Source organism: Chryseobacterium hilariae (assembly GCF_051400735.1).
Classification (GTDB): Bacteria; Bacteroidota; Bacteroidia; order Flavobacteriales; family Weeksellaceae; genus Chryseobacterium.
Map to the genome: position 1 here is coordinate 221790 of NZ_JBLFFJ010000004.1, position 20603 is coordinate 242392.

The 20603-nt window shown below is 37.2% G+C and carries 18 protein-coding genes; 12 read left to right on the top strand and 6 right to left on the bottom strand.

Features of this window, described 5'->3' with window-relative positions:
* Window positions 1–83: 83 nt before the first annotated feature.
* Window positions 84–869, bottom strand: a complete 786-nt coding sequence (locus ACMGDK_RS13520; RefSeq protein ID WP_436808442.1) for a phage integrase SAM-like domain and Arm DNA-binding domain-containing protein — start codon at window positions 867–869, stop codon at window positions 84–86.
* A 465-nt stretch (window positions 870–1334) separates the two neighbouring features.
* Here ACMGDK_RS13520 and ACMGDK_RS13525 point away from each other — a divergent pair, with 465 nt between their 5' ends.
* Window positions 1335–3863: a DUF5686 family protein gene (locus ACMGDK_RS13525; RefSeq protein WP_436808443.1), complete on the top strand. Its 2529-nt coding sequence runs from the start codon at window positions 1335–1337 to the stop codon at window positions 3861–3863.
* 399 nt (window positions 3864–4262) lie between these two features.
* Here the strand turns inward: ACMGDK_RS13525 and ACMGDK_RS13530 are convergent, their stop codons facing one another.
* From ACMGDK_RS13530 to rplU, 3 genes are all read right to left on the bottom strand, one after another.
* A complete protein-coding gene (locus tag ACMGDK_RS13530; RefSeq protein WP_436808444.1) occupies window positions 4263–4430 on the bottom strand; it encodes a bacteriocin-like protein in 168 nt (55 codons plus the stop codon).
* 200 nt (window positions 4431–4630) lie between these two features.
* Window positions 4631–4888, bottom strand: a complete 258-nt coding sequence (gene rpmA, locus ACMGDK_RS13535; protein ID WP_111953703.1) for a 50S ribosomal protein L27 — start codon at window positions 4886–4888, stop codon at window positions 4631–4633.
* 12 nt (window positions 4889–4900) lie between these two features.
* A complete protein-coding gene (gene rplU, locus ACMGDK_RS13540; protein WP_436808445.1) occupies window positions 4901–5476 on the bottom strand; it encodes a 50S ribosomal protein L21 in 576 nt (191 codons plus the stop codon).
* A gap of 195 nt (window positions 5477–5671) precedes the next feature.
* Between rplU and ACMGDK_RS13545 the strand changes: the two genes are divergently transcribed.
* The 8 genes from ACMGDK_RS13545 (at window position 5672) to ACMGDK_RS13580 (ending at window position 14987) form a co-directional block, all read left to right on the top strand.
* The gene (locus ACMGDK_RS13545) at window positions 5672–6559 is read left to right on the top strand and encodes a neutral zinc metallopeptidase (RefSeq protein WP_436808446.1); all 888 of its coding nucleotides are present in this window, start codon (window positions 5672–5674) and stop codon (window positions 6557–6559) included.
* A gap of 115 nt (window positions 6560–6674) precedes the next feature.
* Complete coding sequence (locus ACMGDK_RS13550) at window positions 6675–7763, top strand: acyltransferase family protein (protein WP_436808447.1); 1089 nt, start codon at window positions 6675–6677, stop codon at window positions 7761–7763.
* A 74-nt stretch (window positions 7764–7837) separates the two neighbouring features.
* Window positions 7838–8416 carry a MiaE family protein gene (locus ACMGDK_RS13555; protein ID WP_436808448.1) on the top strand — a complete coding sequence of 193 codons (579 nt, stop codon included), beginning with the start codon at window positions 7838–7840 and terminating at the stop codon, window positions 8414–8416.
* Window positions 8417–8439: 23 nt separating this feature from the next.
* Window positions 8440–9057, top strand: coding sequence for a DUF502 domain-containing protein (locus ACMGDK_RS13560; protein ID WP_111953713.1), 618 nt, complete (start codon window positions 8440–8442; stop codon window positions 9055–9057).
* 145 nt (window positions 9058–9202) lie between these two features.
* Window positions 9203–10123, top strand: a complete 921-nt coding sequence (locus tag ACMGDK_RS13565) for a DsbA family protein (RefSeq protein ID WP_436808449.1) — start codon at window positions 9203–9205, stop codon at window positions 10121–10123.
* A gap of 23 nt (window positions 10124–10146) precedes the next feature.
* The gene (locus tag ACMGDK_RS13570; protein ID WP_436808450.1) at window positions 10147–11232 is read left to right on the top strand and encodes an FAD-dependent oxidoreductase; all 1086 of its coding nucleotides are present in this window, start codon (window positions 10147–10149) and stop codon (window positions 11230–11232) included.
* A 2-nt stretch (window positions 11233–11234) separates the two neighbouring features.
* A complete protein-coding gene (locus ACMGDK_RS13575; protein ID WP_436808451.1) occupies window positions 11235–12392 on the top strand; it encodes a pyridoxal phosphate-dependent aminotransferase in 1158 nt (385 codons plus the stop codon).
* A gap of 162 nt (window positions 12393–12554) precedes the next feature.
* Window positions 12555–14987 carry a TonB-dependent receptor plug domain-containing protein gene (locus tag ACMGDK_RS13580; RefSeq protein ID WP_436808452.1) on the top strand — a complete coding sequence of 811 codons (2433 nt, stop codon included), beginning with the start codon at window positions 12555–12557 and terminating at the stop codon, window positions 14985–14987.
* A gap of 80 nt (window positions 14988–15067) precedes the next feature.
* Here ACMGDK_RS13580 and ACMGDK_RS13585 read toward each other — a convergent pair whose 3' ends face one another.
* On the bottom strand, window positions 15068–16285 hold the full coding sequence (locus ACMGDK_RS13585) for a PQQ-dependent sugar dehydrogenase (RefSeq protein WP_436808453.1): 1218 nt from the start codon (window positions 16283–16285) through the stop codon (window positions 15068–15070).
* Between the two features lie 106 nt (window positions 16286–16391).
* Between ACMGDK_RS13585 and ACMGDK_RS13590 the strand changes: the two genes are divergently transcribed.
* From ACMGDK_RS13590 to uvrB, 3 genes are all read left to right on the top strand, one after another.
* Window positions 16392–16763, top strand: coding sequence for a BlaI/MecI/CopY family transcriptional regulator (locus tag ACMGDK_RS13590; protein ID WP_436808454.1), 372 nt, complete (start codon window positions 16392–16394; stop codon window positions 16761–16763).
* A 3-nt stretch (window positions 16764–16766) separates the two neighbouring features.
* Window positions 16767–18164 carry a M56 family metallopeptidase gene (locus tag ACMGDK_RS13595; RefSeq protein ID WP_436808455.1) on the top strand — a complete coding sequence of 466 codons (1398 nt, stop codon included), beginning with the start codon at window positions 16767–16769 and terminating at the stop codon, window positions 18162–18164.
* A gap of 140 nt (window positions 18165–18304) precedes the next feature.
* Window positions 18305–20296: an excinuclease ABC subunit UvrB gene (gene uvrB, locus ACMGDK_RS13600; RefSeq protein WP_436808456.1), complete on the top strand. Its 1992-nt coding sequence runs from the start codon at window positions 18305–18307 to the stop codon at window positions 20294–20296.
* Window positions 20297–20375: 79 nt separating this feature from the next.
* Here uvrB and ACMGDK_RS13605 read toward each other — a convergent pair whose 3' ends face one another.
* Window positions 20376–20603, bottom strand: a complete 228-nt coding sequence (locus ACMGDK_RS13605; protein ID WP_034701224.1) for a DUF3820 family protein — start codon at window positions 20601–20603, stop codon at window positions 20376–20378.

Consider the following 20603-nt stretch of genomic DNA (forward strand, 5'->3'; position numbering starts at 1 on the left):
GCAGGCAGTAATACAATCAAGGTGATAGCTGATCGTTTTTACTTCCTCAGAAATCTTGTGCTATTTTTCTACTGGTATCAATTCTAATTCAAAAAGTTAATGCCTCTGGAATAATAGCTAAAAAGAAACATGTCTCTTGCAAACCCATATTTCTCGTCTTTTGGTTCGTAAGCTTTCAGTAGCTCCATTTCATTTTCATTCAAATAATCTTTTTTGCCACTCTCTTTTAGCTGCGATATTTTATATTGCTTAAACGGGTATTGCTTTTCTGTTATGATCTGGCTTTTAATTGCCTGGTTAAAGATAGAACGCAAAGTCCGCATTCTGATAGCTATGCTCGATTGTTTGTTTCCTCTCGAAATACAATAAGACTCAATTTTTTTCAAAGCGCTGTAATCAAGCTCATTAAATCCAATTTCTTTTTTCCGGAAAAACCGTCGCAAGGAATTCAGGGGATCTTTCTCTATTTGGGCGGTTTCTGTTTTATCCGCTTTATTTAAATCATCAATCACCGCTTCATGAAATTTCGTATAGGTTAAGGTTAATCTTCGACCGCTTATTGTTTTTAGCTTGCTGGTCAAATCTGGTAAAGTAAAGAAAATACCGTTTTTATCATATTCATCTATGATCTCGTCTATGATTTTAATCCTTCTGTCTATAAATTTGTTGATATTGTTATGGTTGGGATGTGATTTTTTAACCCTCGAAGTTTCAAAGCTCCAGTCTTTTTCTTTACAGGTTTTACCTATTGAAAGACTGGTATTTTTCCGTTCTTTGATAAATGATATAATAATGCTTTTTTCTCCGTTAACATTTTCTTTGGGTGCTAAAGTAAAGTTATAGGTGATCATATTGTTTTTTAAGCCCATATCTTCTATTTCTAACAATCAATCAAAAAAACTTATCACAATATATATTTGTGGAAAAGCTTAATACAAATAAGTAAGTCACTGAAAATAAACAAAGTATAAGTGTTAATAATTTGTGGAAAAAATATCAATAAGCTATTAGTACATTATTGAGAATGCTTTAAAAACCTGTTAAAAGCATGTGAATAACTTATTGAAATATATTGAGAAGCTATTAATAACAAAATAAATACGTGGAGAAATTGTGGAAAAAATGTTAATTATAAATGCATACCATGTACAGTATTTAATAACGTTGATTTCATTCTTAAATCCGATATTATGAAGTGATTAACCAGTACAATCTTTTACTGTTATTTTCGTTACATTTGTAGTTTTATGAATTTTCATTGAAAACGTTAAAAAAATGATCTTTTTTAAATAAACAGCACGCTTTTTGTTTGTGCTAATTGCTTGAAGAACCAAATGATGTTAAATAACAACTCTAAATATTATAATCTCTTCTTTCTGTTTTTTATATCCTGCCTGGCATACGCCCAAAACACAGCAAACGGAAGAATTGTAGATGCAAAAACCAATAAAGAAATTACCGGTGTAGACATCTTTATTAATGATAATACTGAACCTTTTCTAAAAACTTCTCTTGGAAGCTTTAATGTTCAGTCGGACAGTATTATTTATAAGTTAAAATTTTCAAAAAAGAATTATTCTACCGAAACCATTGCCATTACCCCTGAAAATGCTGCCAATATTTTTGTACAGCTTTCACAGGAAAAGGTAAGCACAATTGGCGAGATCGTTATCCATAACGAAAAAACCAAATACAAAAACAAGAAAGAAAACCCTGCTTATGCTATTATGCAGGAAGTCTGGAAAAGAAAACGAAACAATGGGTTAGAGAAATTCGATACCTATACTTATAAAGAGTACGAGAAAATCCAGTTTGACGCGAATAACCTGGACAGCGCTTTTATGAGTAAAAAGATTTTCAATAAGCTTGATTTCATTTTTGATTATGCAGATTCAACAGCCAGCGGAAAAATTGGACTTCCTATCTTCCTGAATGAATCCATCTATGAAAATTTCGGAGAAAACAAACCCGGAAAAAAGACAAAAAGGTTACTGGTTGCCCAAAAAACATCAGGATTTCAAGATAACCAAGTAATTACCATCACTGCAAAAAATCTTTACCGCGATATTAATATCTATGACAACACGCTAAATTATTTTGACATAGGGTTTCCCAGCCCTGTCGGTTCAAATGGGTTCAGCACTTATGATTATAATTTAACAGACACCATCTCTATCCACGGTGAGAATGCCTACAAAATAAGGTACCAACCCAAAAGAAAAGACGTTTTAGCTTTCCAGGGTTATCTTTATATTGATACAGATAATTATGCTGTCTTAGGGGCTACTTTAAAATCTACACAAAAGATCAACGTTAATTTCATCAACAGCATTTCCACAGAGCTGGAATATGACAATCCCGATGAGAACACTTTTCTCCCTAAAAAATTCATTACTGAAATAGAACTTACACCTTTTGCAAAAAAGAGAACCTCTAAAAGCATTATAGCCAAACGCTCGGTTGATTATTCTCAGTATGAATTCAATAAACCCCTGGATGATAAAGTATTTACCCGAAAGCAGGAAGAGTACGACGATAAATTTGTTGACAAAGATGATGCCTATTGGGTAAAAGCAAGACCAGACTCTCTGTCAAAATCCGAACAAGGTGTCTATGAAATGCTTGACAAGCTTCAGCAGACTCCAAAATTCAACCGTATTGTTAAAATCTACGAGACACTCGCATCAGGATATTATAATGCCTTTAAGGGGATTGATATAGGCCCTATTTTTTCAATTTACGGTAAAAATGAAGTAGAAGGCGACAGGATAAGACTGGGAGCAAGAACTTACTTTGGGCAAAATGATCCATGGAGAGTCCAGTTTTATACAGCCTATGGATTTAAAGACGAAAAGGTTAAATACGGAGCTGAAGCCCGCTATATGTTCAACAGAGTGAACAGGTTCATGATTGGGGCTGGAACAAAAAGAGATATTGAACAATTAGGCGTACAGCTTACTACCGATGACGGAATTATGGCACGTACCTTCGCTTCATCTACTCTTTTTGCAAGAGGAGAAAACGCTTCTTTGAGCTCTATAAACAAGACCAATATTTTTGCAGCCATTGAACCCTGGAAAAACTTCCAGGTAAGAGTAGACGGAACATTACAAAGTATAAAATCTGCCAATCCGGATAAATTCAGCTTAATGTATTATCGCAATGGAGATCTGAGAAAAACACTTAATGATTCCCACGTTACCTTAAGCTTAATTGCAAGACCTGGAGCAAAATTCTCCCAGACAGGAGTTGACCGCTACGAACACGGAACACTGGCCCCTACTATTATCCTGAAATACACAAGAGGTATCGAAGGGCTTTTCAACGGTGATTTCAACTATAACAGGCTTCAGTTCATGTTCTACAAACCAATACTGATCGGAAGCTGGGGTAAGACCATTGTCAACTTTGAGGCAGGAAAAACTTTTGATACGGTTCCTCTGGCCCTTCAGAATGTAATCCCGGGAAACCAGTCTTACAGCTTGGCACAGAATACATTTTCACAGCTTAATTATTATGAATTTGTAGCAGACACCTACTCAACGCTTCACCTTGAACATCATTTCAATGGAAAAATACTTTCTTTCATTCCTTTGATTAAGAAGCTGAAACTTAGGGAAATTGCATTTATCAGAACGGCTTACGGAACTTTAAGCGATGCTTCTAAATCCATTAATGTTGAGGGCTTCAAATATTCAGCACCCAGCGAGCAGATCTATTTTGAGTACGGATTCGGAATTGAAAATATAGGAATCGGAAACCTTAGGATATTCAGAGTAGACTTTAACTGGAGAGGAAATTATCTTGACAGCCCGGATATTTCCACATTCGGAATAAAAGCAGGATTCCAGGTAGGATTTTAAAATACAGCTCTTTGTCGATCGACAAAGAGTTTTTTTATAATTGAGATAAAGATTAAATTAAACGCAAGGATAAACAAAGCTTTAAAAAGCGTTCATTTGATTTTTTAAGATAAATAGAGTCATTTCACTTATTGGTAAGCAATACAGGGAAATATATCATTTTACTTTGCTGAATGAGATACCCTTGTTTGTCTTTATTGACATGTCAGAACCATTTTGTTTGCCTTTTCAATAACATATTGTTTTCAGATATTCTCCTCTTATCCTGAACTCAGGTTAATAAAATTACTGATAAGTTTATCAAAAGCAGGCTCAAAACTTTAAAGTAAAGTATGCTCTTTTAATACAAAAACCTCAGCAATGTGCCGAGGTTTACTTTTTTCAATAACTTTATTTATTTTAACATCCGCATGGATCCGGGTCCATAATCATGTTACGGCACATTAATCTCTGTTGTGGAGTCCATGTACACCATTCTACGCAGGTAGTTGCAGGAGGAGGACATGCTAAAGCACCACCATCTATTGTTCTCAATTGTTTTTTTGATAGCTTTTTTAGATTTTTCATAGTATTTTGTTTTTAATTTGTTGCCTACTCTATCTGCTTTTCGGCATCCGCAAATGATTTGTTATTTGATCGTTAACAAATATATAAATATTTCACTACAATAAGAATATTAGCAAAAATATTTTTCTTTTCACAGAATTAAACACAAAAAAAACCTCAGCCAATGACTGAGGTTTAAATTTTATAAAACGCTTAAATAATTATGCGTTTGGCTCTACAGATACGAAAGATCTGTTATTTGCTTTCTTTCTGAAAACTACTTTACCGTCTACTAATGCAAACAAAGTATGGTCTTTACCAATACCCACGTTTTCGCCCGGGTGGTGTTGTGTACCTCTCTGTCTGATAATAATATTTCCGGCAATAGCTTCTTGTCCACCGAAAATCTTCACACCTAATCTCTTAGAGTGAGACTCTCTACCGTTCTTGGAACTACCGACTCCTTTCTTGTGTGCCATTTTATTACTGGATTATTTGTTAAGTGCTTTAAATTGATCAATGTTCTTAACGATAGCAGCATCCACTTCTTCGTGAGTAAGAACATTCTTTTCTAATTCAACTTTAACCGCTTTACCTAAAGTAATTAAAGTTTCTCTGTTTTCTTTAGACTGAGACAAGTTGTTTTTCTTTAAGTGATAGTTCAGTTCGTGATCTTCACCAAAGTTAACTGTTGCGTTGTCTGAAAGAACTTCAGCTTTTACAGTTTCTTTTTTAGCAGCTTTCTTAGTACTTCCGTCAAAACCAGTGATACCAGTGATTTTAATTTGAGTTAAAGATTGTCTGTGACCGTTTTTCACCTGATAACCTTTTCTTCTTTTCTTTTTGAAAACGATTACTTTATCAGCTTTTACGTGGTCTAGGATCTCTGCATCTACAGTGATTCCGTTTACAGCTGGGGCGCCAACAGTGATTGAACCGTTTACAGTAAGAAGAATTTTGCCAAAAGAAACCTTGTCTCCTTTTTCTCCTTTTAAACGGTTTACAAACAACTTCTGGTCTTGCTCAACTTTGTATTGAAGCCCTGCTATTTCTACAATTGCAAACATTGTTTATAAATTTTTAGTTATTTCGAGGTGCAAATATATGAATAAATTTCTAAATACCTTACAATCAGTCCCGTATTTTTTTAGCAAAAACATGATAAAAAGTCATTTCACTATGTTTTGAATAATTTCTCATATTAATATGCTCATAATTAAGAGATAATTTTATACCTTCGTTATCACCAAAAAATATTTTATATGAAAAGAAACTTTAAATTCTGCTTATTTGCAGGAGCCATTGCCGCTTTTTCATTAACAGCGTGCCGTGATGACAAAATGGAAGAATCTGTTCTTCCCGAATCTCAATCTGCAAGCTCAAAGATCGAGCAACCCGGAGAACTTCAAAAGAGCTGCTCTTATGTAGATCAGTACTGGAGCTCAACTGCAATACTTAAAACCGGTCTTCCAAACACAGCGGATACCAACTTTATGAACTCCCAGATGACTAAAATCGCCAGTCTTTGGGGAAGAAGCAACCCAACTCTTCGTTTTGTAGATGATCCTTCCAATTTCAATTCCACCTACAATGCGATCTCTTATTCCACAGGGAAAATTTACTACGGTTACGCAATCTATGCAGACGCAAAGAATAAAGGAGGAGATATCGTGAATGCCATGATTCTTGCTCATGAATATGGCCACCAGCTACAATACATCTTTAATCTTCCTACTGTAAACGAATCCACGGCAAGACCAAACGAACTTGAAGCAGACGGTTTCGCAGGATATTACTTAAGAAGACCAAACGGATACAACAAAACCAGTTTCGCTGAAATTGCTGCAGCCTATGAATTTGCACAAAGCATCGGGGACTACCAGACTACAAGTGCTAATCACCACGGAACTCCTCCTCAAAGAAGATCTGCTGTACGTTTAGGCTTCCTTCTTGGGCAGTATGATCTTAATGCAGCCAATTTTGACTACAATTTCTTCTACTATTATCAGGGCGTGTTAAACGGCACGTACAAAATGGGTAAAAATACTATGAATCCTGAGATCGATGCTTATATGAGCCAATATATCGATGAACTTAGAAAGATCCAGACCGGAGAAATTTCTGAAGAAGAATTTAAACACCTTAAATAACATTCATTTTTAGCATATTTAACAAAGGAGACAGGGCAGCAATGTTCTGTCTCTTTTTAGTTTATTTGATAAATATGCCAAAGTTTATTTACTTTTGAGCCATATCCTACAACAGATGAACAGAGACCTCTATATTGATTTTGCCAAGGGAATGGCAACCCTTTCCATTATATTCATCCATACCGCTTTTTGGTCGGGACAGTTTTACATTCCTGCCGAGGTCAGAGTATTTTCCCTCGTATTTGATGTCGCCCTCTTTTATGCTTTAAGCGGAATTACTTCAGGATCGAACATCGAAAAAACATTCTACAGGTTATTAAAACTTCAGATCACTTATATGATCTTTGTAACATTCCTATTCTTTCTGGATTACTTTTTCAAAGTTTTCGGGTTAACATTCTTTTCAATGGAGTGGCTCCAGAGCTTCTACTCAGCCTTTGGTTCAAAATATGCAGCGACCAGCGTGTCTGATGTCCCGCAGTGGCAGAACCTTGGAAACTGGTACCTTCATCAGTATACCAACGCAGATACTTTTCCGGTTGTTATGGGTAGCTTCTGGTATCTGAAAGTATATTTTATTCTGGCTGTTTTCGGAGTACTGATCATAAGATTCTTCCCAAGACATATCAACTGGTTCATAGGGTTGTGCCTGGCTTTGACTTTCCTATTTAATATTTTCCCGGAATATTATCCCGGAGGACAGGTAGGCTATGTCGCCTTCTATCTTGCTATCTTTTTAACAGCCAACAGAATGCATGGTAAAAAGATTCCTGAAAAAGCAATTCCCTTTCTATATGCGATAGTTACGGCAGCCTTAATCTGGATGTTCTGGTATTACGGAAATGAGATTTTCTACAAAATCAATAAAAATAAATTCCCTCCAAAAATACCTTATATTATTTGGTCACTGTTTTCGCTTACAACATTATTTGTGCTCTATAACAGGTTAAAAATTACAAAAGAAAATTTTGTTACCCACATTGGCAAGAATGCTATATTCTTTTATTTCGCTCAGGGTATAAGCTCATCACTCGTCTATTTCATTGTGGTTGCCTTGCAGGAAAACATGCCGTGGTGGCTGCTCATGATCTTAATTTATACCGTTAATGTAATCCTTGCTTTCATTATTGCTGCCGGATTGAAGAAAGTGGATGATACGGGATGGAAAATTCTGGAATTTTTAAGAAAAAAAACAGCTTCTTAACACTTCAGCAATCAATTTGAAATAAAATAATCTTTTTATCGCAATTTATTTTAATTTTACAGAAAATTCAAGGCATGTTTAAGTTGAAACTTCCCACTGATCCAAGGTGGGCGAATATTGCAGAGGAAAACATTGAAGAAATTTTAACGGATCATGCGTGGTGTGAACAGAAAGCAGCAACTAATGCTATCGGCTTAATCACTATGCTTCCCGAATATCCTGAAATTGTTACGGAGCTTCTCGCCATTGCGCAGGAAGAGCTTGACCATTTCAACCAGGTACACGAAATCATTAAAAAAAGAGGTTATACTTTTGGAAGGCCGAGAAAAGATGATTATGTGAATGAACTGGCTAAATTTATTATCCAGGGCAGCAGGGAAGATTTAATTGTAGATAAAATGCTTTTTGCCGCTATGATTGAAGCCAGAAGCTGTGAAAGATTTAAAGTTCTTACTGAAAACATTAAAGATGAAGAGCTTAAGACATTTTATAAAGAGCTTATGATCTCTGAAGCTAACCATTATACAACATTTATAGGATTTGCAAGACAGCTTGGAAATCCTGAAAAAGTAAACAAGCGCTGGGAAGCGTGGCTGGAGTATGAAGCCAATATCATTAAATCTTACGGGAACAAAGAAACAATCCACGGGTAAAATAAAAAAGTAAAGAATCTACATTGAAAAAACTGACCTTTGAAAATATTGCCAATTTTTTTCTGAAAAATTTCTTTCAGGGGTTGGTTATTATTGGTCCCATCGGGCTTACCATCTTTGTGATATGGTATGTTGTGAGTGCTGTTGACAACATTATTCCTTCTGTCGCAAAAGAGATTCCGGGATTGGTTTTTGTTTCAACGATACTTATCACAGCCGTTCTGGGGTATCTCGGAAATAAATTTGTAGTAGGAAAATTCTTTTTTGACACTATGGACAGCCTTCTGGAAAAGATTCCGGGAGTAAAGCATATTTATACCCCTACAAAAGACGTCATGTCATCATTTGTGGGAGACAAAAAGAAATTCAACGATCCTGTCTGGGTAAAGACGAATGAAAATCCGGAGATCTGGAGAATCGGCTTTCTGACCCAAAAAGAAATGTCGGACGTTGAAAAGCACAATTACGTGGCAGTATATCTGCCCCATTCCTATGCTATTTCAGGCTGGGTAATTGTAACTGAAGAAAAAAATATCAAACCTGTAGTGGGGATGACTGCAGCTTCTGCCATGAAGTTTGCAGTAAGTGGTGGTGTCGCAGGTTTCCATTCTGACGACAATATCTTTAAAGCTCCGGAATAATTCTACTTAATTATTCTTTCAATAATGGCCCATCCGGCTATTATTTCTTTATCCAACCCAGATATTATGTTAACCAAAAAAAAATATTTTGGACATTTTTACCTACCTATTTTTATTCTTTAACTTATTTACAAATAACAATAATATGAACAAGAATCCTCTTCTAAATTGTGATCCGGAAAAAGGCATATGCGAAATCCTGGAAACCCAAGACTCAGAATATTCACCAGAGCAGCTTCAGGGCACCAAAGATAAAATCACCATTATTTATTATACAGATCCCATCTGTTCTTCCTGCTGGGGAATTGAAGCCCAGCTGAGAAAAATGAAATTAGAATACGGCAATGCTGTAGAAATAGATTACAGAATGGGAGGGCTTTTACCGTCATGGGACATTTACAACTCCGGAGGGATCAGTAAGCCAAGTGATGTTGCCGGACATTGGGAAGAGGTAAGCCCTTATTATAAGATGCCTATTGAAGGAGGAGTCTGGCTGACAGACCCGTTAAATTCTTCTTATCCCCCATCCATTGCTTTTAAAGCAGCACAAATGCAGGATAAAAAGAAAGCTGTAGACTATATGAGAATTACCCGTGAAATGGTTTTTCTTGATAAATTAAATATCACTAAAGCAGAGCATCTTGAAAAAGCAGCGGAAATGGCAGGATTAGATGTAGCCCAGTGGAAAGAGGATTATGAATCTAAAGCTCAGATTGAATTCAAAAAAGATCTGGACCTTGGAAGACAGCTTGGTGTAAGAGGATTCCCTACTCTGATCTTTACTAAAGATGATGAGATCTTAGATATTCTCTACGGCTTCAAACCTTATACAGATTTTGAACGCAGAATAACAAAAATAAGCCCTGACGTAAAAAAACAGGAATATTCTACAGAACCTGATCAATTATTTGCAGTTTACCCTACTTTAACCACTCAGGAATTTGCGGTTCTCTCCAATATTTCTTTCGATAAAGCATTTGATACGCTTCAGAAACTCACTGAAGAAAACAAAGTCTCCCGCAAAAAATACAAAAACGGAGATCTTTGGATTTTTAATAAAAACTAAACACTATATAAAAACTAATAAGGATGTACAAAGTTGCAATCATAGGAGCGGGAGTTTCCGGATTGAGTATGGCAAATTATTTGGAAAAAAATAATATTGACTACCATATTTATGAAAGAAGAACTCAAAATGACCTGAAAGGACACGGATTTATCCTCCCCAAAGAAGGCATTGAATACCTTTCCAACATCATTAATATTGATGATCTCTACAAAAAAGGCCAATTTTTAAAAAAATATCTTCATTACCACCAAAATGGTGAGATCCTTTCTGAAAAGGAGCTTGAAGATGTTTTTGTGGTTTCAAGAAGTGCCCTGATAGAGATTTTGGCCGAAGGCATTCCTTCCGATAAAATATCATATGATACAACAGTCACCCTGAATGGTTTTTCTGATGGAAAATCCTGTATAACACTGAATGACGGTACGTCCCTGGAAGCCGATGTTATTGTAGCTTCAGATGGCTCAAGAAGCAGAATCAGAAGAAAAATTTTTGAGGATGAAAAAATGAAACCCGTTTTAGAAAATGAAGTCGTCAACATTGTCGAAAATGAAGAAATTGCCAGCAAACTTGAAAGCAATTTTTTGAAGTTTCACCACGAAAATGGCGGCCTTACTTTCGGAGTATTAAAGCTTTCCTCTACAAAAATCCTTTGGTATTGCCAGTTTGATATTACCAGATTTTTCATCAATGAAGACTATACCCCGGACTGTATCAAACAGTTCATTGTGGATAATTTCGGAGACTGGAACCCTCTGATCTCGTCAATCATCCATGATTCCAGCTATGAAAATGCCCATATATGGAGAGTGTATGAATTGGAAAAGCTCAATCCTTTTTACCACGAAAATGTTGTATTCGTAGGCGATGCAGCCCACCCTCTGATTCCTTTTACAAGTCAGGGTGTTACTTCGGCTCTAAAAGATTCTTATGTTTTAACAAATCTCTTACTGGAAGGAAATAATCTTCCGGAAACGTTCCAGAAATATGAGGAAGAGAGAAAAGCAGAAATAGAGATCCACATCAAAAACGGAAGAGCATTACTGAACCAGTTCCTGCTGCCATTAAACGAGCAGCAAAAAAACACCTTACCAATTTCATACAAATAAAAATGTTTACAAATAAAGATATCAACTTCGAAGCCCTGAAAAGAAAAGCATATAACGGAAGATGGGCAACCCTGGAAAACGGAATTATTCCTTTAACAGCTGCAGATCCGGATTTCAGAATGTCTACCGAGATCGAGCAGGGAATTATTGAATATATTAAAGACGGATACCTCAGCTATGGCCCGTTTTCAGGAATTCCGGAATTCAAAAAAAGCGTTGCAAAACACTTCAATACGGAAAAGAACGGAAGCTTCACGCCAGAAAATATTTTGGCCGTAAACAGTGCTGCCCAAGGGATGTTTCTGATTGCCAAATATGTTTTGGGCCCCGGAGATGAAGCTATCATTTTCGACCCGGTTGATTTCCTGTTCAAAAAAACAGTGGAAGCAGCAGGTGGAAACATCAAATTATGCGCTGTAGATTCCAAAACAGGAGAGATCGATTTTGAAATGCTGACTTCTTTAATCTCATCAAAAACAAAACTGATCAGCATCTGTAACCCTCACAATCCGGTGGGAAGGGTTTATTCAAAAGAGGTTTTGATAAAGATTTCCCAAATAGCTGAAGCCCATGATCTGTGGGTAATGAGTGACGAGATATGGAGCGATATTGTTTATAACAAAAAAGAATTCAATACCTATTCTTCAGTGTCAGAAGCTGCTAAAAAGAAAAGCTTTACTGTTTTTGGGTTTTCAAAATCATTCGGGATTGCCGGTTTGAGAATTGGAGCGGTTTTGTGCAATGATCAGGAGATTTTGGATGATTTTACAGAAAAATCCCATTTCAATTCTACTATTGAAGGCGTTTCCACGTTGTCTCAAATCGCAGCAAGTGTAGCTATTGAAAAGGGGAAACCCTGGTTTAATGGCTTCCTGGAGCACCTGGAGCATAATAGAGATCTTGCCTATAGCATGTTAAGTAATTCGGGTATTTTAACCCCCAATTTACCGGAAGCAACCTTTGTAATTTTCCCAAAAATTGAAAATGGGTTTTCAAGTGAAGCCTTTACCGAGCATGTTTTAAAAGAAGGAAAAGTAGCTGTTGTTCCCGGCTCTGAAAGATGGTTTGGAAAAGGTGCTGAAGGTCATATCAGGATCTGCTTTTCTACTTCCACTGAAATCCTGGTAGAAGGGCTTGACCGTATTATTAAAAGTTTTTAATGTTAATAATTTTCGTTATTATTAAATTTTTAATTAATAATTTTCCGAATTAAGCTAAAAATACAGTTTATTTAAATAATTCTTACACAATAGCATATTTTCATATTGATTTGAGGTTAAAATTCAATATTTTTGATACAATCACTAACTTAAATATGAAATATGAAACTAAAGTACACCAGTGTTCTTTTTTTGGGAACAGTATCCATGTTGTATTCCCAAAATACAAATGATACGATCTCCAAAGAATCAAAAATAGAGGAAGTTTCCATTACCGGAAGCCGGAATAAAAAAAGAACTGTTACCAACACTCCTGTTCCCGTTGATGTAATTGATATCAAACAGGTAAGCCAGTCAACGGGACAGATAGAAGTGAACCAGCTTCTACAGTTCAGCGCGCCGTCCTTTAATTCCAATAAGCAGTCCGGGTCAGACGGAGCTGATGCAACAGATCCTGCAACCCTTCGCGGGCTTGGCCCGGATCAGACCCTTCTTTTACTGAATGGAAAAAGATATCATCAGTCCTCGCTGATCAATGTTTTCGGAACAAAAGGAAGAGGAAATACCGGATCAGATATGAATACTATACCGATCGGGGCCATAAAAAGAATTGAAGTGCTTCGGGACGGAGCTTCTGCACAATATGGATCCGATGCGATAGCCGGGGTTATCAATGTTATTCTTAATGACCGCAACCACGGTTTTGAGGGGAATGCCTTTTATGGAATGAATCTTTTTGAAAGTCCAGGGAATAAAGATGTAGTATCAGATCATAAAGTAGACGGAACTACTTTTGATTTCAGTGGAAATTTAGGAACAAGAATAGGCAACAAAGGAGGTTTCGGTAATTTCACTGTTGAATTTGTCAATAAAGACCGTACCATACGGAATGCAAACCCGGAAAAGTATTCATCACCGAGAGAGAGGTTTGGAGATGCAAAATCTCAGAATATTTATTTCTTCGGAAATGTAGAGCTTCCTCTGTCTGATGGCTTGAAATTCTACTCCCGCCAGGGCTTTTCCTATCGTAAGACGAATGCCTATGCTTGGACAAGATCACCGGATGCAGACGGAAATATTCCTGAAGTTTATCCTAACGGTTTTAATCCTATAGAAGATACCAGCATTACAGATTTCACTTTTGACAACGGATTAAAATTTAAGGTGGCTAACTGGGATGTAGATTTTTACAATGCATTCGGAAGTAACAGATTTACTTATCAGATAGACAATACAATAAATGCAACTTTGGGAATAAAATCTCCAACGAGTTTTAATGCCGGCGGACACTCTCTTTTGCAGAATACGACAGGTTTTAATGCTTCAAAACAGTTTAAGGTATTGGAAGGATTAAACATTGCTCTCGGATCCGAATTCAGATATGAAGAATTTGGGATCATCAAAGGAGAAGAAGCATCGTATGCAATGTATGACATTAACGGAAATATTGTAACACCGGATACTCCCGAAGGTCAGCTTGTTACCAATCCCATTTCAGGTGAAGTGCGTCCCGGAGGTTCCCAGGGCTTTCCCGGATATTCACAGGAATTTAACAAAAACAGGAATAATTTTGCTGCTTATGTAGACACCGAACTGGATATCACCAAAAGCTGGATGATCAGCGTGGCAGGAAGGTTTGAAAACTACAGTGATTTCGGAAGCACTCTAAATGGTAAATTTGCAACGCGGTATGCCATTACTCCCCAATTTGCATTCAGAGGTTCTGTTTCTACAGGATTCAGGGCGCCTTCTCTGGCACAAAAGTACTATAGTCTTCAGTTTACAAACTTTCAAGGGGGAAACCTGGTCACTATACAGCTTGCGGCTAATGATAGTGACCTTGCACAAACAGTTGGAATTCCACAATTAAAGCAGGAAACCTCGTTAAACGGAAGTGCCGGATTCACTTTTAACTCAGGAAAATTTACTGCAACCGTGGATGGATACTATATTAAAGTAAAAGACCGTATAGTTTTAACAGGAAATTTCACTCAAGAGGATGATGCAATAGGTCAAATCCTAGCCGATAATCATATCGACCAGGCTCAGTTTTTCACTAATGCAATAGATACCAGCACAAAAGGTGTTGATATTATCTTAAGTTACACTGAAAATATTGGTTCAGGAAAGCTTTCCGCTACTTTAGCAGGAAATTATAACGAAATGGAAATCACAAAGATAAATACTTCAGAAAAATTAAAAGGAAAAGAGGACGTCTACCTGAGTGCGAGAGAAAGAGCGTTTATTTTAGCGTCTGCTCCCAAAACAAAAGTCAATCTGAATTTAAACTATAAAATTGATAAATTCAATGCTAACCTTCAGCTGGTAAGATTTGATAAAGTAAAGCTGATAGGCTACAATGGTGCAGATGATTATCAGCTATATGGTGCAAAAGTAACGACTGACCTTTCCTTTGGTTATGAGTTTTCCAAAAGCTTCAATCTTACCATCGGAAGCAAAAATCTTTTTAACCGCTATCCTACTCTGCAGACAGCACATGTAGACGGCAATACAGAATCAGGTGGTATTTTCGATCCTGTACAGATGGGTTTTGCAGGAAGACAGGCTTTCGCAAGACTTAACTTTAAGTTTTAAATAGTATAAAAGGCTGTATCAGCGTAAGAATAATCAGCAATTTTGATTTTGTTGAAATAATCTGCTGATACAGCCTCTTTTTATTTTTTAGAGATTTTATAGAGCTTACCACTGTCTGTAACGGCATACAGGCTGCCATCCATTCCATCCAGCACATCTCTGAAACGTTCTTTCTGGTCAGCAAGAAGGCGTTCTTCTCCCACCACTTTATTATCTTTCATTACGATCCTGTTAATGTGCTCGCCACTTAAACACCCGATAATAAGATTTCCTTTCCATTCTTCTATATTCCCTGTATAGAAAGTGACTCCGCTTGGAGAGATCACAGGATCCCAGTAATAAACCGGCTGTTCCGTTCCTTCTTTTTGGGTAATACCATCTCCTACTTTCGCTCCGGAATATTCAATTCCATAGGTAACATCTCCCCAGCCATAATTTTTCCCGGGTTGTATCAGATTGATTTCATCACCACCTCTGGGACCCATTTCAACATCCCAAAGAGTTCCGTTCGGGTCTATTGCCATTCCCTGCGGATTCCTTATACCATAGGCATAAATTTCTGGCTTGTATCCTTGTTTTCCGATAAATGGATTTCCGGGGGCAGGTTTTCCGTCTTTTGTAATTTTTAATATTTTTCCTAAATAATTATCTGTTTTCTGAGCATACACTCTTGTTTCTTTGTCAGACCTTTCCCCGGTACTTACAAATAAATTTCCGTCCTTATCAAAAGCCAGCCTGCTTCCATAATGCTTATCACCATCGTAGGAAGGTTCTGCACGGAAAATAACTTTAACTTCTGAAATATTTTTAAGATCTGCTGAAAGTTTTCCTCTGGCCACCGATGTCAGATTTCCTTCACCAAACGGTTCTGAAAAACTGAAATAAATAATATTATTCGTCTTAAAATCCGGATCAAGGGCTACATCCAGCATTCCTCCCTGTCCTTTTGAATCTACTTTTGGGAATCCTCCGATTTTAGAAACCTGTTTCCCATCAGTTGAAACTACATTCATATGCCCGTTTTTATCGGTAATAAGAAACCTTCCATCGGGAAGATTTATAATCCCCCAAGGTTTGCCAAGATCTTTATTAAGGACTTCAACTTTATAGGCTGTTGTGGTTTTTACAGCTTTAGTTCTGGTTTGTCCTTTAAAAGCTGGTTTGTAGTCTGTATTCGGTTTTACGGTTTCTACACTACCGTCGGTTCCTGTCTGCTGGGCATTTGCACTGTTTTTACTACATGAACATACAAGTAAAAAAACACTGAGTGCCGATACATAAATTGGGTTGAATTTCATAGTATTGTAATTAGTGATAACAAAAATAATGGAAAAATAATGCCACAAAAATTTGCTGGTATAAATTTTAATTCTACATTTGTAGAACAAATTACAAAACTGTAGAATGAAAGAGATAAAATTAACCGATTCCGAAAAAAGCCTTATGGAAATTCTTTGGAAAAAAAAACGGATTTTCATGAAAGACATCCTTGAGTCTTACCCGGAACCCAAACCTGCCGCCACCACAATTGCTACCCTGCTGAAAAGAATGCAGAATAAAGACCTGGTAGGCTATACATTATATGGAAATTCCCGTGAATACTATCCAAAAGTAGAAAAAGGGGAATATTTCAACGAGGAAATGACCTCTATGATTGACCGTTTTTTCAACAGCTCGGTGACTCAGTTTGCATCATTTTTTACTTCTAATGCAAAATTCAGTCAGAAGCAGCTGAAAGAACTCCGTGATATAATAGATCAACAGATAAAAGAATAAAAAATGTTCATCATTATTCTAAAAATACTGCTGTGCTCTTCGGTATTTATGGCTGTATATTACCTGTTTTTGCAAAAAGAAAAAATGTACCGATTTAACAGGTTTTATTTGATTTCTTCTTTGATTTTCTCCTATGTGATCCCATTCATTTCCATCACAGTACAGCCGCCAAAAACAGATAATAAATCTAGGATCATATTTGAAGATACGGCACAGCAGATCATCCCCATCCAGCCCGCCCAGGAAATTTTTGATTGGATGAATCTGATATGGTTCATCTATGGAACCGTTGCTCTTTTCCTTTTAATAAAAAGCATCCTGTCAATTATAGCTATCAAAAAAATACAGGGTGAAAAAATGATCTATCAGAATTACACGGTTATAGTAACCCATGAAAACCTTCCTCCATTTAGCTTTTGGAGTACTATTTATTTAGGCGGGAGTTATATAAAAAATAATATAATTGATCCAATGATCTTCCTGCATGAAAAAAACCATATTGACCAGAAACACAGCATAGATCTTATTTTTATAGATATCCTGAAAATTTTCACATGGTTCAATCCAATTCTTCATATTTATAAAAAAGCAATCATCACCAACCATGAATTTCTTGCAGACGAAGCTGTTTTGAACAGCAGATACGATATAAAAGAGTACCAGAATTTGATTCTTGATGAGATTATCAATATCCAGAATCTGCCTTTTACCCATTCATTTAATTTTAATAACACCAAAAAACGATTTATTATGATGACAAAGAAAAAATCAAGATTCATTGTCCTGAACAAAGCGGCAGGAATCACAGCTATCATTGCAGCAACAGCTCTATTCGCCGAAAGAACCTATGCAATTAATCCTGCAGCTGATAAACCTGCTCAAAAAGCAAACGTAAGGCCTGCCAAAAATCCGCAGTCGTCTCAGGCCACTTTAGTGCCTAGTTATTTCGAACAAATAAAAGAGGAGAAGCCCCGTACAGCAATTGGATACAAAAAGGAAGGTCTAAAAACTATTACAGATACCATTTCTCCCAAAAAAACGGTACAGCCGTCTGACAATGAAGGTAATAACACAAATGTAAACACACAACAGAACAAGGATGTTATTCAGGCAGAATTTCCTGAAGGGATAAAATCATTTCGTTCAAAAGTTTCATCAATGCTTGACGCCAGTATATTTAACGGAAAAGAGAAATTCGTAAAAACAACGGCATTTATACACATTGATGAAACAGGAAAAGTAAGTCAAGTAACAGCCTCAGGTGATCATGAAGGACTTAATAAAGAAATCATCAGAACCATTACCGAGGCAAGTAATGGAGTTGTCTGGAAACCAGCCACAAGAAATGGAAAAGCTGTAGCAAGCGTATACAAGCTACCAGCCACGATGAGTTTCCAGTAAGATCAGTTAATAAGCGCTATAAGTTTAGCGCTTTTTTTATTTTGTATGCATTATCGGATGAAAATTTAAAACATTCATCTTCAAATACTTTATGAAGGCTAAAAATTTCTTTCGTATTTTTGTTGTATACATCATTTCCTATGAATTTTAATCTTCAATCAGAATATAAACCTACAGGCGACCAGCCACAAGCGATCGAAAAGCTTACAGAAGGCATTGAGATCGGCGAAAAATACCAGACCCTTCTTGGTGTAACGGGCTCCGGGAAAACATTTACTGTCGCCAATGTTGTCCAGAATGTACAGAAACCTACTTTGGTTCTTGCCCACAACAAAACTCTGGCAGCCCAGCTATTCATGGAGTTTAAGGAATTCTTTCCTGATAACGCTGTTGAGTATTTTGTCAGCTACTATGACTATTACCAACCGGAAGCCTATATTGCGACAACCGGAACTTATATTGAGAAGGACCTAAGCATTAATGAAGAAGTAGAGAAACTGCGACTTTCTGCAACAGCCAGCCTGCTTTCGGGAAGAAGAGACGTACTGATCGTAGCTTCGGTTTCTTGTATTTACGGTATCGGAAACCCTTCAGAATTTCATAAATCACTCATTACATTAGCTATTGGAGAAAAAGTAACGAGAACCGCTCTTCTCCATTCCTTAGTTAATGCATTGTATGCCAGAACATTGGGAGACTTCCAAAGAGGTACATTCCGTGTAAAAGGGGACGTTATTGATGTTTTCCCGGCATATGCTGACAATGCAGTGAGAATTCAGTTTTTTGGAGATGAAATTGAAAAAATACAGAGTTTTGATCCTGTAAGTGGAAATGTGGATTCTAATTTTGACCAGATTCAGATTTATCCCGCCAACCTCTTTGTAACATCGAAGGAAACTTTAAACGGAGCTATCAGAAGCATCCAGGATGATATGGTAAAGCAGGTGGATTTCTTTAATTCTATTGAAAAACCTCTGGAAGCTAAAAGACTTCAGGAGAGAACAGAACTGGATCTTGAAATGATCAAGGAACTGGGTTACTGCTCAGGGATTGAGAATTATTCAAGATATCTTGACGGAAGGCTTCCCGGCTCAAGGCCATTCTGCCTGATTGATTACTTCCCGAAAGACTTTTTGATGGTTATTGACGAAAGCCACGTTACCGTTCCCCAGGTTCATGCCATGTACGGCGGCGACCGGAGCAGAAAGGAAGCTTTGGTGGAATATGGTTTCCGGCTTCCGGCAGCCATGGACAACAGGCCACTTAAGTTTGAGGAATTTGAAGCCATGCAAAATCAGGTGATCTATGTTTCCGCAACGCCAGCAGATTATGAACTGGAGAAAACCGGAGGAGCTTATATTGAGCAGATCATCCGTCCGACAGGCCTTCTGGATCCCATTATTGAGGTAAGGCCAAGCCTGAACCAGATTGATGATCTGATGGAAGAGATCCGAAAAAGGGCTGAGGCTGATGAAAGGGTTCTGGTTACTACTTTAACAAAGAAAATGGCCGAAGAACTTACCAAATATTTTATGAAATTCGGGATCAGAACAAGATATATCCACTCAGATGTAGAAACGCTGGAACGTATCCAAATTATGCAGGACCTTCGTTTGGGGATTTTCGATGTACTCATCGGGGTCAATCTTTTAAGAGAGGGGCTTGACCTTCCGGAAGTGTCTCTGGTAGCCATTCTGGATGCCGATAAGGAGGGAATGCTCAGAAGCAGAAGGTCGATGATCCAGACCGTAGGACGTGCAGCAAGAAATGTTAACGGAAAAGCGATTATGTATGCCGATAAAATCACAAAATCTATGCAGGCCGCCCTGGATGAAACGGAATACCGCCGTAACAAACAAATACAGCATAATGAAGCTAACGGACTTGTTCCTCAGGCCTTAAATAAAAAGATTTCGGAAAATCTTGTGGGAAGAAGTAAAGACTTCCCGGATCCAAAATACACTCAAAAAGAGATTCTTCAGAAAGCTGCTGAAACGAAAGCCAGCTATGGAGGCAAAGACATTGAAAAAATCATCGGACAGAAGCAGAAAGAAATGGAAGCTGCTGCTAAAAATCTTGATTTTATAAAAGCGGCTAAGCTTAGAGATGAGATCGCGGCTTTGAAAGAATAATTGATTGCATTATAATAATTTAGGGCGGCATCTTCGATGCCGCCCTAAATGTATAATTATAATCAGAAAAGATCTTTTCTTATCTTAAAGAGGCCCTGATCGGAATCAGAAGGTCCATCAGTCCATTGAGCTTAATTTCGTAAACGGTTGAAAGCTGCATTCCTAATTTTCCTTTAGGCATACCCTTTCTGTTGAACCATTCCAGATAGCTTACCGGAAGATCAGCAAGCACTGTTCCTTCGTATTTTCCGAAAGGCATCTTTACGATGCAGATTTCTTTTAATATTTCTGAATTTACGCCTTCCAC

Coding starts and splice junctions, on each gene's coding strand:
- ACMGDK_RS13520 (WP_436808442.1), bottom strand. CDS start 869: ATGGGCTTAAAAAACAATATGATCACCTATAACTTTACTTTAGCACCC.
- ACMGDK_RS13525 (WP_436808443.1), top strand. CDS start 1,335: ATGATGTTAAATAACAACTCTAAATATTATAATCTCTTCTTTCTGTTT.
- ACMGDK_RS13530 (WP_436808444.1), bottom strand. CDS start 4,430: ATGAAAAATCTAAAAAAGCTATCAAAAAAACAATTGAGAACAATAGAT.
- rpmA (WP_111953703.1), bottom strand. CDS start 4,888: ATGGCACACAAGAAAGGAGTCGGTAGTTCCAAGAACGGTAGAGAGTCT.
- rplU (WP_436808445.1), bottom strand. CDS start 5,476: ATGTTTGCAATTGTAGAAATAGCAGGGCTTCAATACAAAGTTGAGCAA.
- ACMGDK_RS13545 (WP_436808446.1), top strand. CDS start 5,672: ATGAAAAGAAACTTTAAATTCTGCTTATTTGCAGGAGCCATTGCCGCT.
- ACMGDK_RS13550 (WP_436808447.1), top strand. CDS start 6,675: ATGAACAGAGACCTCTATATTGATTTTGCCAAGGGAATGGCAACCCTT.
- ACMGDK_RS13555 (WP_436808448.1), top strand. CDS start 7,838: ATGTTTAAGTTGAAACTTCCCACTGATCCAAGGTGGGCGAATATTGCA.
- ACMGDK_RS13565 (WP_436808449.1), top strand. CDS start 9,203: ATGAACAAGAATCCTCTTCTAAATTGTGATCCGGAAAAAGGCATATGC.
- ACMGDK_RS13570 (WP_436808450.1), top strand. CDS start 10,147: ATGTACAAAGTTGCAATCATAGGAGCGGGAGTTTCCGGATTGAGTATG.
- ACMGDK_RS13575 (WP_436808451.1), top strand. CDS start 11,235: ATGTTTACAAATAAAGATATCAACTTCGAAGCCCTGAAAAGAAAAGCA.
- ACMGDK_RS13580 (WP_436808452.1), top strand. CDS start 12,555: ATGAAACTAAAGTACACCAGTGTTCTTTTTTTGGGAACAGTATCCATG.
- ACMGDK_RS13585 (WP_436808453.1), bottom strand. CDS start 16,285: ATGAAATTCAACCCAATTTATGTATCGGCACTCAGTGTTTTTTTACTT.
- ACMGDK_RS13590 (WP_436808454.1), top strand. CDS start 16,392: ATGAAAGAGATAAAATTAACCGATTCCGAAAAAAGCCTTATGGAAATT.
- ACMGDK_RS13595 (WP_436808455.1), top strand. CDS start 16,767: ATGTTCATCATTATTCTAAAAATACTGCTGTGCTCTTCGGTATTTATG.
- uvrB (WP_436808456.1), top strand. CDS start 18,305: ATGAATTTTAATCTTCAATCAGAATATAAACCTACAGGCGACCAGCCA.